The sequence below is a fragment of the Psychrobacillus sp. FSL W7-1493 genome, assembly GCF_038004905.1.
GTDB lineage: Bacteria > Bacillota > Bacilli > Bacillales_A > Planococcaceae > Psychrobacillus.
Window position 1 is genome coordinate 487,758 of record NZ_JBBOSB010000001.1, and the last position, 12,811, is coordinate 500,568.

The following is a 12,811-nucleotide window of genomic DNA, read 5'->3' on the forward strand; positions in this document are numbered from 1 at the left end:
ATTATGTCCAAGCCTTTTTTTAACTAACTATTTTAAAGAAATTTAGAACCAGGCTTGATTGAAGTGATTTCTGGTTTTGCATCTACAGCTATCTCAGTAACATTGGATACGCTTGCTATTAATAATGCTGAAAGACATAATACACCAATAAAAAATTTTTTCATGATAATTCCTCCCAACTAGATACTTTAGATTGTTTTATATGATAGTTAAAGCCTTTTTGATAATAAATAGTAGCTTGTTTATATTGTTTCTCTTTAGCTAACTTTTTTGCTAGAACATAGCAATAAATAGAACAATATTTGAATTCTTGTTTACCCTCAAAATAGTCCAAGACTTGTTTAAAGGTTGTAATAGAATTAGAATCATTAAGCAATAATACTTTATAGACTGTGAAATGATTAGAATAAAAATCTCTATTACTCTCAGAGAGCTTATCTAATATTTCTAAACCACTATTTAACCAAATTAAGGCATTACTAATATCATTATTTTTATGATGCTCTTTTAAAATAGATAAAATAGAAATCACATTCTTATTGGGATCTGAATTAGCCTGTAAACTACTTTTAAAGTGAAAAAGCGCTAAATCACTCTCTTTCAAGAGAGAATAACATGCTCCAATATTTTGTTCTATCATTCCTTTAAATTTTGCAGATTCAATTTTAGAACTAATTTCTCTTGCCTTTTCATAAGATGCAATAGCATCTTTTAATACACCAGTATTTTTTTGAGCTATTCCTAAAATAACTAGACATTCAATTGACCTCTCTATTAAAATTTCTTGATTAAAATAGGATAAAGCAGATTTTACGTAATCAATCGCTAGTATATACCTAGACTCAGATAAAAAGGCTAAACTAGAAATATAATAAAGCTCAGCCATTTCCCAGTCTTCCATACGATAGCTTTTTATCAGAGAAAAGATTTGCAAGAAAATCTCGGAGGCTTGCCTAAATTCATTGTCTTGGTAGGCAATAATTCCTTGAATTGTAGATAAGTAAAATAATTGATCGGTAGACATTTCTTTCTTGAACTCTTCCAAGATAGCTAGGTTTGATTGTACCTCTTTAGTATAGTCAGGTAGCATAAGCATCAATCGTGTCTCCATAACTAGAAGTGTTAGCCTGTTAGGTTCGAAGGGATGATCTTCTATGTAGACATGGAGGTCGTGGTAAAGGGTTTTTGCTTTCTGTTTGTCTCGAGAATTAATAACATTTTTAAAATGAGACTTAAAATGAGATAATTTTGCTTCATTACCATCACTGTTCAAGGCATTCATAGGAATATTTAAGCGTTTCAATAAGTGTTGCTGAACATCCTCACTAGGGATAACTAACCCATTTTCTATTCTACTTAGATAAGATGGAACGCAAATACCTGAAGCTAAGTATTCCTGCTTCATGTTTTGTCTCTGTCGTTCTAATTTGATTAGCTGCCCTATATTCACCTAATTCAACCCCCCTCGAGTAGGATCTAAATAGGAATCAGATACTATAATAAAGATAGCATAAAAAAACTGAAAAAAGTATAGAATTGAATTATTATGAAAGTGGTTGTTGAAAACTATCAAAAAAACGGTATTTTTGTATATGACTTTCCTAAAATAGTTATGAATATTTTAAAAGTTGTAATTTAATGGTATCAATATGAATTTATTTTACTACTAAAATAAAGCTATAAAATAGTCTTTTGGGAACTTCAAAGTTAAAATTTTACATTCAAAACCTGTGGTATAAGCAAAAAACTATGCTTGGCGTTTACATTTTCCTAGGTGAATTTAGAGGGTTAAAGTTATCTTATTCAGCATTATAAAGAAATATGACAGATAGATTCTAAGATAATCCTTGTCCTTGTGTAAACTCTTTATATAATTCATGACTACTTAGTAATTCTTCATGTGTACCGGTGCCTGTAATTTCTCCCTGCTCTATAAAGAAGATTTGGTCTGCATGCATGATGGTTGCTAATCGATGTGCGATGATTAGAGTAGTGCGGCCCTTCATCAGGCGCTCTAAAGCTTCTTGCACAAAAGATTCTGATCCGCTATCTAAGTTTGAGGTAGCCTCATCTAATAGTAATATTTTAGGGTCATGTAATAGGGCTCTTGCAATTGCTATTCGTTGTCTTTGCCCGCCAGATAGCTTCATTCCTCGTTCGCCTACAAGGGTATCGTACTTGTCAGGAAGTTCTTCTATAAAGGAGGAGGCATTTGCAGCTTTTGCGGCCGCTATAATCTTTTCCATAGAAGGGATTTTCGTCATTCCATAAGTCATATTAGACAAAATAGTACCGCTCATCAAAGGGCTTTCCTGTGAAACATAGCCCATTTTAGAACGCCAATCTCTTAAAGGTAGTTCTTGAATAGGAGATCCGTTAAAATAAATGGAACCATGGTCAGGCTCGTAAAACCTCTCTAGTAAAGAAAATATAGTAGTTTTTCCTCCACCACTTGGTCCTACAAAAGCGGTGACTGTACCAGGCTTTGCTTCAAACGTAATTCCATTTATAATTTTTTTGTTTTCTCCATAAGAAAAATGAACGTCTTTAAAAGTTATTATCCCATCTTCCAACGCTTTCGTTGATTGATCCTCAACAGGTTCACTATCCATTGCAAATATCTCTTGAATCCGTTCCGTTGCTCCAACTGCCTTTTGGAACGAGGTAAAGAATGTAGCCATTTGAGCAAAGGGAAATATGATTTGGACTAGATAGAAGATAATTGCCACAAGGTCTCCTGCAGAGAGTGAACCATTAGAAACCTGCAATCCTCCATAACCTAAGATGACAACTAGGATAGCCATCATAATAAGGGTCATAAAAGGGGATATAAATGATTGAATCTTGGCTTCCTTCAGACCATACCGATAGAGTCTTTGGATTGCCTCTCCGCCACTAACGGTTTCATTTTGTTCTGCCCGATAAGATTTTACTAGTCTTATTTCAGATAGAACTCTACCTAGCAATCCTGAAAATGAGGCCATTTCTTTTTGGGTTGCCTTCGCGACTTTGTGCATCATAGAACCTAAAGGCATCATAATAGCCATACTTAATGGAACGCTTATAAGCATGATTAATGTCATTTTCCAGTCTATAAAGAATAGGATGATAACTGAACCAATAATTGTTATGATACCTGATACAAAGTTAACTAAGTGGTCAGTGATTAATGATTTTAATGTAGAAGTATCTTGGGTGATACGACTCATCGTTTCTCCGCTTTCGTGTCGGTCATAGTAGGGGATAGGTAAATGAAGAACCTTACTCCATAGTTTATTTCTCAAGTCAGCTACGACAAATTCTCCCATGTAAGATAAGAGGTAGTAGGAAAATCCTCCGAATACGGCCTGCAATATAAATACACCTAATAACAAGAGAATAAGTGTCCAGTTGAAGCTGGTTGTGGTCAATGAGTCAACTAAAGTTTTAGTGACTAAAGGGACGACTAAACTAATGACCGTGCTTAATAAGGAAAGGATAATAGCTAAAACTGCTATTTTAACTGGCCACCTTAAGCTTTTCAGTAATTGGAAAAAATTTTTAGTAGAAGAGGACATGCTAAATACTCCTTTCTCCTTTTCTTATATCAAAAAAATCGTGCAAACTAAAGCTGCACGATCATTATAAAGCCTGAGTCTCCGCCTTAGGTCTTTTTTGCAACTCTACGACTAGGGGGTCTGCAGACATTTCTAATAGACTAGCTTGCTTGTTTTGCAAATCTAATCGCATTTTTTCTGTTTCTAATAGGAAATTGTCGTATTTTAGTCTCTCTAGTTCAATTTCATCCTTTATTACTTTAGATTTCATAGACTGCATTTTGCGTAAATGGGTTGTCCAAATAGCCGTTAACGGAATCGAAAAGACCATTACTATAGCAACAAGGCCAATAAAAAGTCCAATTATATCTTCCATTTAAATTCCTCCTCTTCTTTTTCCCCTAGTATATACGAAAAATACAGAAAATAGTTTCCAATTGAGTTAAATTTTAAAAATAGACGTATATCTTATCGTTTTTCTTTAATTGAAGGTGACCTAAGAGGGGAGTATATAGAAAATTTTTAGAAAATGAAAAAGCTAATCTAAGGATTGTATTATCCTTTGGATTAGCTTTTCAAAAATCCTGTTATTTATTTAAGTAAGCCCAAGCATATTGAGCATAAAGCTCTGCTCCTGTTACAAGTGAATCTTCATCAATATTAAAGTTACCATGGTGGTGTGCCCACTCTGTATCCTTTTCAGAATTTCCGCATCCTACTAGTGCAAAGCTTCCTGGGGCTTTTGTTAAAAATGCTGAGAAATCTTCTCCGCCCATAGTAGGCTTTTCATCATATACAGAGTCAGAACCAAATGCCTCGGTAGCGACCTGTTGAACAAGCTTTGCGCTTTCTTCTTCATTATCTACTGCATCTGTTCCACGAGTATAAACTACTTCTGCTGTTGCTCCGTATATGGCTGCCACGTTTTCTGCATAGTCTTTAATGCTCTGTTCCATATGATCACGAGTTTCTGGGTGGAACGTACGTACTGTTCCTTCAATTTCTGCATTTTCAGCAATAACATTGAACCTAGTACCAACAATCATTTTTCCGATTGTTAATACTGCTGGACTTTGTGGATCAATGGTGCGCGAAACGACCGTTTGAACGTTCATCACAAAGGAAGAGGCTACAAGGGCAGCATCAATACATGCTTCAGGAATAGCACCATGCCCACCACGACCTTTGAACTTTACAGTGAAAAGATCGGCTGCAGCAAATGAAGGTCCAGGGGTGCAGGATATTTTACTTGTCGGCATTTGTGACCAAATATGTATACCAAAAACGTTATCCACGCCTTCCATAGCCCCTTGCTCAACCATAGCTTTAGCACCTTGAGCAATTTCCTCTGCCGGCTGGAAAAGCAAGCGAACCTTACCAGGCAGCTGGTCCTTCACTTCTGATAATGCCTTAGCAGCAATTAGTAGCATAGACGTATGAGCATCGTGTCCACAAGCATGCATTTTTCCTTCTACTTTAGATGCGTACGGCACATTATTTAGCTGTTGTACCGATAGAGCATCCATATCCCCGCGTAATGCCACAGTTTTTCCATCATTTTTGCCATAGATTTCTGCGATAACTCCTGTAGGCTCTGTTTTACGATAAGAAATACCTAGCTTGTCTAAATAGTTACAAATAAATTCTGTAGTTTTAAACTCTTCAAAAGATAATTCTGGCTCACTATGCAATTTCCTACGTAATTCAGTTAGTTCCTCACTGTTGTTTTTTATGGATTCCTTAATTTGAGTGTTAATCATGCTGTTCCCTCCGTTAGTCGTAATACTGTTTCATATAAAATAGTTGCTCCTTTAGCAAGGTCCCTAGTATCCGACCACTCTTCCGGGCAATGACTTAGACCATTCCTGCTAGGGATAAAGATCATCCCACATGCAGTATAATCAGAGAAGATCATGGCATCGTGACCTGCTCCACTACTAATCTGGCAATAGGAAATGTCTAGTTTCTCGCATGCCTCTGTTAAAAGAGAGTGAACTTCTTTGTCCATAACCTTTGGCGTCGTGTGAAGCAGCTGCTCAGCGACGCTTTGCACGTTCGAATTATTTTTAGATTCAATTAGTGCCATCACCTTATTAATTGCTTGCTGAACTTTTTCCTCTTCTCCTGAACGTATATCTACGGAAAAGATTACCTTGCTTGGAATTACATTAGAACCGTTAGGGAAAACTTCTAATTGTCCTGTAGTAATAACGGTCCCATGTCCTACTTCTTCAGCTAGCTTTGGAAATGCGGAAATGATTTGTGCAGCTGTGACTAACGCGTCGGCTCTTTTGTCCATAGGCGTCGTACCTGCATGACCGGCTCTGCCTTGAATAGTAACCTCTAGCTGAGTTAGACCAACAATAGCATCCACAACACCTATAGATATGTTTTTTTCTTCTAAAATAGGACCTTGTTCAATATGTAACTCCAAAAAAGCTTTAATCGTTTTCGGGTCACGATATCTTTCCTTAGTAAAATCTAAACCAATATTAGTCATGGCTTCTTTTATTGAAACCCCATTTTTGTCCATGATGGATTGGAAATCATCTTCAGACAATAACCCCATCATTCCCCTAGAGCCCATTAGCCCACCGCCAAAGCGAGAGCCTTCCTCCTCGACCATTGCAATGATCTCCAGCGAGTTAACTGGCTGGATTTGCTGTTCTTGAAATAAAGCGGCAACTTCTAACCCGACTACAACGCCAGCAGCTCCATCGTATGCTCCTCCGTTTGGTACAGAGTCAAAATGAGAGCCAACTATAACCGATGGTGCACTTGGGTCGCGACCTTCCAGTTTTCCAAAAATATTCCCGAGGCCATCCTCTGAAACCGTTAAGTTATAATTTCTCATCTTATCTTTTATATAGTTTCTAGCTTCCAAATCTTCTTTTGAATAAGTTAATCTTGTTACCCCTGCTTTTGGGGTAGCTGTATATTGACTTAAAAGGTTGATATGCTGCTCTATTCTTAGTTGATTGGCTATCATTCTATCACTCCTTATAAGAATCCTACGAAAATACCAGCGAGTACAACAGATACAATTGTTACACTAATGAATCCCCCAACTAGCATTGGTGGGAGCATGTGGCTAGTTAAAACTTCTCGTTCCTTCTCATCCTCGGTTAAGGCCTTGATCACTTCGTTTGTAATAATGTAGTCTGCAGGGAAACCGTAAAGTGCGGTTAAGGAAACAGCAAACGCCATGTTTTTACTTACCTTTAATATCTTTCCGATGATGAATGAGAATATGTACATACCAATTACTCCTAAGATGATCGTACCGACTAACGGATATAGGATTTCCATAATCATAGAAGGAGTTGCATTTTTTAAAGCGTCGAAAACAAAAAGCATTAAAACTAGAATACAAATACCGAAGCTGTTTGCCTTTTGAAGTACATTGCGTTCTAAGAAGCCGATGCTTCCTGAGATAATACCGAATAATAAGCAAAGAACAAAGGGACTAATTTCAATAATAGGGTTCAAAAGTGTAGAAACCCCATAGGCTAGGAACCCGACAAAGGCTAGTCTAAATAGCTTGAAATAATCTGTATTGTATTTGGCAGGTAGGTTTTTAAACATCTTCAGCTCTTCTTTTGTATCCTCTGTTGAATTTTCCGGTTGTCCGTCAATAGTCAATTCTCCCTGACGGAATTTGTTCAAAAGATATTTACCTTCTTTCTTAAGAACAATTGATGTAAGGGGATATCCTGCAAATCCTTGCATGACGTATATAACAATTGCAAACACAGATAAAGTGGTAAGCCCTGCATTTGCAGCACCTTCTGACATAATTAAGGCAGAAACAACTCCACCAACTAATGGAGGGATTGCTACAACCACGGTTTCAAAATCAAACAATAGAATGCCAATTGTGAATAGTGCGACAATTATACCTAAAATTCCAGCTAGTGATATTAAAATAGTTTTCCATTGTTCCTTTAATTGTTTAAGAGAAAGAAGTGTTCCCATATTTGTAATTAGCAAATAGATCATCATAGTTGCAACTACAGGTGGTACACCGGCTATAGAGACAATTTCCTTTGGGAAAAAGGTCCAATATCCAATGATAAAAAGGACGGCTGAAACGAAAACAGAAGGAATCCAAGCCTTTGTCCGAGTGGAGACCAACTCTCCAATAAATAAAATAGCGATAACGAGAACCAAAGCGACCATTTGTGGCATAATTTTCCGTCCTTTCAGATAATAAAGAATAATCAATAGATTAACATAAAACTTTACTAGAATAAAGTATATAATATATTTCAGAATAATTAATTTATTTAGGTGGAAATGTAAGTGTTTTCATATAGAAATAGGAAAAGGGCATTCCATTTTTAGTGGAATGCCCTTTAATAATATAAGTTATTCAGCAGGATTAAGCTCTAACTCTACTGAAATTTTGATATCTTCGCCAACTAACACGCCGCCCGTTTCAAGTGCTTGGTTCCAAACTAAGCCAAAGTCTTTTCGGTTTACCTTAGTTTCTGCCGAGAAAGCAACTACTTCCTGTCCCCAAGGGTTTTTACCCTTACCGCCGTACTCAACTTCGAATGTGACAGGCTTAGTTACGTCTTTGATAGTTAAGTTACCAGTTACATCGTATTCGCCTATATCGGTGTTTTTAATTTCAGTAGCCTCAAATGTTATAGATGGGTATTTCTCTGCATCAAAGAAATCCTCGCCACGTAAGTGGTTATCGCGATCCTCGTGATTCGTATTGATTGAATTAACATCAATGTTAAAAGTGATAGAGGCACCTGTTAAGTCCTCAGCAGTACCCTCTAAATCAGCGGTAAAGTGAGTAAAGCTACCTTTTACTTTAGATACCATCATGTGTTTTACAGAAAAATCGATACTAGAATGTGCAGCGTCCAAATTAAATTTTGTCATTTTCATTTCCTCCTACATTTCTGTTTTAATAGCAAATTCAAACGTAATAGTTTGAGAGTAACTTTTAGTTACTTTATGTAAGTAACTATAAATTAATAATATAATTACGTCAAGTAATTTAATTACTTTGGTTTTACAAAAAATATGAACAGGCGTATAATACTTAGTGATAGAGGTGATTAATATGAAGGAATTATCATTATGTCCGCGACTTTCCAAAGCAATGGAATTGTTAGGTAAAAGATGGACAACTTTAATTATTTATCAATTATTAGACGGTTCTAAGAGGTTTAATGAGATAGAGTCTTCTCTTCCTATAAGTGGACGTTTGTTGTCCGAGCGATTAAAAGAATTGGAAAGAGAAGGGATTGTTCAAAGAACACTTTTTTCTGAGGTTCCAGTTCGAGTAGAGTATAATTTAACGGATAAAGGTATGGCTCTTAAGGAAGTTATAACTGGGATTGAAACTTGGTCCAAGGATTGGTTATAATAAGACACTTGAAAGTTTATATAGGGAAACGCATAGTATGTAAGGTGATAGGTTAAAGAAGAAAGGATTGTCTTTTTTGAACAAACAAGTATGGTACAAAGAATTAATTACAAAGCTAGATCCAAGTAATGTGAAAATAGACGAAGCTCTTCATGTACACACGATGACTCGCATGGGTGGCATGGCTGACTTATTTGTAACTCCTGAAAACGAGCAAGAAGCAGCTTTTATAGTTGACTATACTCATAAAAATAATATCCCACTGTTATTGTTAGGTAATGGTTCTAATATGGTTGTTAGAGATGGTGGAGTACGTGGTGTTGTTCTTTGCTTAGAGAAGCTAGATAAAATTGTTATAGAAGGTAATCATGTATATGCTGAAAGTGGAGCTGCTATTATAGATGTCTCCAAAGCCGCTGCAAAAGAATCGTTGACAGGCTTGGAATTTGCTTGTGGCATTCCTGGAACAGTTGGTGGAGCAATGGCAATGAATGCAGGAGCCTATGGCGGAGAGATCAAGGATGTAATTTTGCAGTGTACTGTTCTTACTCCTGAAGGTGAAAAACTGGTACTTTCAAAAGAAGAGCTGGAGTTAGAATATCGTAAAAGCATAATTACAAAAGAAGGTTACTATGTCTTATCGGCTGAATTTGAGCTGAAGCCTGGAAACCCAGAAGAAGTAAATGCTAAAATTGCTGACTTAACCTTCCAACGAGAGTCTAAGCAGCCATTAGAGTATCCTTCTGCTGGTAGTGTGTTTAAACGACCGCCTGGATATTTTGCTGGTAAGCTAATCCAGGATAGTGGTTTACAAGGGAAGGGCTTTGGTGGAGCAGAGGTATCTACTAAGCATGCAGGTTTTATCGTCAATAAAAATAATGCAACTGCTACAGACTATATAAATACAATTGAAATGGTTAAAAAAGCAGTGCATGATAACTTCGGGGTTGAGTTAGAACTAGAAGTTAAAATAGTTGGGGAAAATAGTAAATAATATAAATCTAGTCCTATGAATATACATTATTCATGGGGCTTTTTTTATCTTCAAGTATCAGGCTCTATTCCAAGAAATTTAAAATGATGGGCAGGGGTTTACCTTATTTTGTCGAATTATGACATAGAAATACAAAGGGGGTAATTATTTGAAGAGAGGCAGGAAGGTACTTCTTTGGGTATTAGGAATACTAGTGGCTATTGTAATTGTGGTTGTAGTAGGCTTAAACGTTTTTTTGTCTAACACTAAGCCTATTATTCGAGGAGAGCTGGCAGTAAAAGTATTGAATGAAGACGTTCAGGTTGTACGGGATCAGGACGGGGTACCTCATATTAAAGCTCAGAGTGACGAAGATCTTTATCGTGCTCAAGGATTTGTGCAAGCACAGGATCGTTTATTTCAGATGGATTTAGCTAGGAGGCAGGCGAGCGGTCAGCTAGCGGAGGTAGTTGGTAAAGGGGCGTTAGATACAGATAAGTTCTTTTTAACCTTTAGCCTTCGAGATGCAGCTGAGAAATCCTACGCCGGCTATAGTGACGAAGCAAAGCAGGTTTTGAAGTGGTATACAGAAGGGGTAAATGAATTCATTGATTATGCTATAGAAGAGGGAAAGCTCAGTTATGAATTTAAACTATTAGGCTATGAACCTAGAGAGTGGTCTCCAATTGACTCTTTGGCTGTCGGTAAATTTATGGCATATGATTTAGGTGGAAATTGGTCAAGCCTAGCACTTCGACATTGGGCAATTAATGAGTTTGAGCAAGAAAAGGTGGAAGAACTATTTATCACTTATCCAGAGGATGCACCTTCTATTATTGAGGCGAATTTAAGTAATCCAGTTGCTGTTAGTGGCAGATTTGATGCAGCTATACTACCTAATGAGTTTAATGGAAGTAATAACTGGGTTGTTAGTGGAGAAAAGACTGCTAGTGGAATGCCGCTTCTGGCAGATGATCCACATTTGGGTCTAAGCACCCCATCGATTTGGTATCAAATGCATTTAGAGTCACCGAGTCAAAATGTAAGTGGTGTAATATTCGCCGGAATACCTGGTATTATTTTAGGACATAACGAAGAAGTGGCATGGGGAGTAACTAATGTTGGGCCCGATGTACAGGACTTATATATTGAAACACCAAACCCAGATGATCGTACGAAATTTATGTATGAGGGTAAATGGGAGCAGGCAGCTATTCGTAAAACGAATATCAAAGTAAAGGGAGAAGAGGACGTGCCATTTGAGGTGTTGGTGACACGCCATGGACCAATTATTTCTGATGTGCTTTTCAAGGAAGAGGATCCTTCTGCATTATTTTCTATGCAGTGGACAGCGTTAGAGCCTACTTTAGAATTACAGGCTATATTAAAAATGAATAAGTCCTCTAATTGGGAGGAGTTTGAGAGTGCTTTAGAGGATTTTCATGCTCCAGCGCAAAACTTTGTATTTGCCGCAAAGGATGGGACAATCGCTTATAAAGCGAATGGTAGGATACCGGTCCGTAAAACAGGTGATGGACAGCTTCCGGTTCCGGGTGATTCTAACGAATTTGGCTGGACTGGTTATGTACCTTATACAGAACTGCCTAAGGTTGTTAACCCTGAAGAAGGTTTTATTGCAACAGCAAATAATGAGGTTGTCGATGAGTCATATTTATACCATATAACTGATTTTTGGGCGCAATCTTACCGTTACGAAAGAATTGCTGAAGTGTTGGCAAGTAAAAGTGAGCTAACTAAGGAAGATATGATGACACTACAGATGGATCAAAAAAATTTATATGCGCGTGAATTTTTAGCTTCCATGGTAGAGTCGGTAGAAAAGCAAGATAGCGATGGTCAATATAATGATGTTCTAAATGTGTTAAAGAAATGGGATCAAGTGGATGATAAAGATCAGTCAGCACCATTAGTTTTTCATAAATGGATGAAGCAGCTTCCAAAAACAATGTTTAAGGAGCAAATGCCTGAGGACGTTTATGCCATGTTACCTGGAAAGGGCAATATTTCAGATCAATTATTACGAAAAGGGTATAAAAGCGAAGCAAGTGCTTGGTTAGAGGAGTACGGTGGCGTAGATAAGTGGGTCTACGATTCGTTTACAATCGCCATAAAAGAAACTGAAGACGATTTTGGGAAAAACGAAGCCAAATGGAAATGGGGAGACTATCATCAATTAACGTTTGATCATCCAATTTCAGGAGCCTCTCCTATACTTGGCTACTTTTTAAACCCTGAACCAGTACCGATAGGTGGATCTAACATTACCGTTCAAGCAGCAGGTTATAAAGAAGACGGAAGCGTGGATCACGGTGCATCCTGGAGATTTGTAGCTGATTTAGCTGATCTCTCAAAGGCCTATCACATTGTGGGGCCTGGACAAAGTGGACACATTAAATCAGAGTGGTACCATAGCCAGGTAAGAGATTGGGCGAATGGTGATTACCACACTACGGTGATTAACGGCGACATAAAGGATGGCTTTGAATTAATATTAAAGGCAGATTAAAGAAATGAAGTAAGAACGTCGTTAAATGAAATCTAGTAATTTTATTAAGGGTTTGGAAACTCGAGCGTATGTGGTTATCCAGACAATTAGAAGGCACTTTTGTTCAATTTGAACAAAAAGTGCCTTTTTGGTTGTTTAGGAAACTATAAAGTTCTAAACCTGTGGATAAATTGATGTCTAGCTCCACCGCCTTGCCCCTCGGGGTCAAATGGATAAAAGCTCCGGTGGCTGAGGAACTGCCTCCTCGCATTTCCCCATTTGCCTGTCGGGGCAAAGATAGGCGGTTGCGCTTTTCTTGATGTCTAGCTCCACCGCCTTGCCCCTCGGGGTCAAATGGATAAAAGCTCCGGTGGCTGAGGAACTGCCTCCTCGCTTTTCTCCATTTGCCT

Annotated in this window: 11 protein-coding genes; 3 read left to right on the forward strand and 8 right to left on the reverse strand. The window is 37.5% G+C overall.

The window, feature by feature from the left end; genetic code table 11:
- Positions 1 to 32: 32 nt before the first annotated feature.
- From MKX96_RS02470 to MKX96_RS02505, 8 genes are all read right to left on the reverse strand, one after another.
- Positions 33 to 164, reverse strand: a complete 132-nt coding sequence (locus MKX96_RS02470) for a hypothetical protein (RefSeq protein WP_340881724.1) — start codon at positions 162 to 164, stop codon at positions 33 to 35.
- The gene (locus MKX96_RS02475; protein ID WP_340881727.1) at positions 161 to 1,450 is read right to left on the reverse strand and encodes a helix-turn-helix transcriptional regulator; all 1,290 of its coding nucleotides are present in this window, start codon (positions 1,448 to 1,450) and stop codon (positions 161 to 163) included. The genes MKX96_RS02470 and MKX96_RS02475 overlap by 4 nt, the downstream gene beginning before the upstream one ends.
- A gap of 385 nt (positions 1,451 to 1,835) precedes the next feature.
- Positions 1,836 to 3,557: an ABC transporter ATP-binding protein gene (locus tag MKX96_RS02480; RefSeq protein WP_340881729.1), complete on the reverse strand. Its 1,722-nt coding sequence runs from the start codon at positions 3,555 to 3,557 to the stop codon at positions 1,836 to 1,838.
- A gap of 64 nt (positions 3,558 to 3,621) precedes the next feature.
- The gene (locus MKX96_RS02485; RefSeq protein ID WP_169358507.1) at positions 3,622 to 3,912 is read right to left on the reverse strand and encodes a hypothetical protein; all 291 of its coding nucleotides are present in this window, start codon (positions 3,910 to 3,912) and stop codon (positions 3,622 to 3,624) included.
- A 211-nt stretch (positions 3,913 to 4,123) separates the two neighbouring features.
- Positions 4,124 to 5,296: an amidohydrolase gene (locus MKX96_RS02490; protein WP_340881731.1), complete on the reverse strand. Its 1,173-nt coding sequence runs from the start codon at positions 5,294 to 5,296 to the stop codon at positions 4,124 to 4,126.
- Positions 5,293 to 6,525: a Zn-dependent hydrolase gene (locus MKX96_RS02495; protein WP_340881733.1), complete on the reverse strand. Its 1,233-nt coding sequence runs from the start codon at positions 6,523 to 6,525 to the stop codon at positions 5,293 to 5,295. The genes MKX96_RS02490 and MKX96_RS02495 overlap by 4 nt, the downstream gene beginning before the upstream one ends.
- An 11-nt stretch (positions 6,526 to 6,536) precedes the next feature.
- The gene (locus tag MKX96_RS02500) at positions 6,537 to 7,724 is read right to left on the reverse strand and encodes a hypothetical protein (RefSeq protein ID WP_340881735.1); all 1,188 of its coding nucleotides are present in this window, start codon (positions 7,722 to 7,724) and stop codon (positions 6,537 to 6,539) included.
- A gap of 180 nt (positions 7,725 to 7,904) precedes the next feature.
- Positions 7,905 to 8,432 (reverse strand): YceI family protein, encoded by a 528-nt coding sequence (locus tag MKX96_RS02505; protein WP_340881737.1) that lies wholly within the window; start codon positions 8,430 to 8,432, stop codon positions 7,905 to 7,907.
- 184 nt (positions 8,433 to 8,616) lie between these two features.
- Here MKX96_RS02505 and MKX96_RS02510 point away from each other — a divergent pair, with 184 nt between their 5' ends.
- The 3 genes from MKX96_RS02510 (at position 8,617) to MKX96_RS02520 (ending at position 12,422) form a co-directional block, all read left to right on the forward strand.
- The gene (locus MKX96_RS02510) at positions 8,617 to 8,922 is read left to right on the forward strand and encodes a winged helix-turn-helix transcriptional regulator (RefSeq protein ID WP_169358511.1); all 306 of its coding nucleotides are present in this window, start codon (positions 8,617 to 8,619) and stop codon (positions 8,920 to 8,922) included.
- Between the two features lie 76 nt (positions 8,923 to 8,998).
- Positions 8,999 to 9,916, forward strand: coding sequence for a UDP-N-acetylmuramate dehydrogenase (murB, locus tag MKX96_RS02515; RefSeq protein ID WP_169358512.1), 918 nt, complete (start codon positions 8,999 to 9,001; stop codon positions 9,914 to 9,916).
- A 148-nt stretch (positions 9,917 to 10,064) separates the two neighbouring features.
- Positions 10,065 to 12,422 carry a penicillin acylase family protein gene (locus MKX96_RS02520; RefSeq protein ID WP_340881739.1) on the forward strand — a complete coding sequence of 786 codons (2,358 nt, stop codon included), beginning with the start codon at positions 10,065 to 10,067 and terminating at the stop codon, positions 12,420 to 12,422.
- The last annotated feature ends 389 nt before the right edge of the window (positions 12,423 to 12,811 follow it).

What these genes read in the sequence shown, in the direction of transcription:
- MKX96_RS02500 (WP_340881735.1), bottom strand. Translation starts at nt 7,724, where the DNA reads ATGCCACAAATGGTCGCTTTGGTTCTCGTTATCGCTATTTTATTTATT.
- MKX96_RS02490 (WP_340881731.1), bottom strand. Translation starts at nt 5,296, where the DNA reads ATGATTAACACTCAAATTAAGGAATCCATAAAAAACAACAGTGAGGAA.
- MKX96_RS02470 (WP_340881724.1), bottom strand. Translation starts at nt 164, where the DNA reads ATGAAAAAATTTTTTATTGGTGTATTATGTCTTTCAGCATTATTAATA.
- MKX96_RS02495 (WP_340881733.1), bottom strand. Translation starts at nt 6,525, where the DNA reads ATGATAGCCAATCAACTAAGAATAGAGCAGCATATCAACCTTTTAAGT.
- MKX96_RS02480 (WP_340881729.1), bottom strand. Translation starts at nt 3,557, where the DNA reads ATGTCCTCTTCTACTAAAAATTTTTTCCAATTACTGAAAAGCTTAAGG.
- MKX96_RS02485 (WP_169358507.1), bottom strand. Translation starts at nt 3,912, where the DNA reads ATGGAAGATATAATTGGACTTTTTATTGGCCTTGTTGCTATAGTAATG.
- MKX96_RS02505 (WP_340881737.1), bottom strand. Translation starts at nt 8,432, where the DNA reads ATGACAAAATTTAATTTGGACGCTGCACATTCTAGTATCGATTTTTCT.
- MKX96_RS02510 (WP_169358511.1), top strand. Translation starts at nt 8,617, where the DNA reads ATGAAGGAATTATCATTATGTCCGCGACTTTCCAAAGCAATGGAATTG.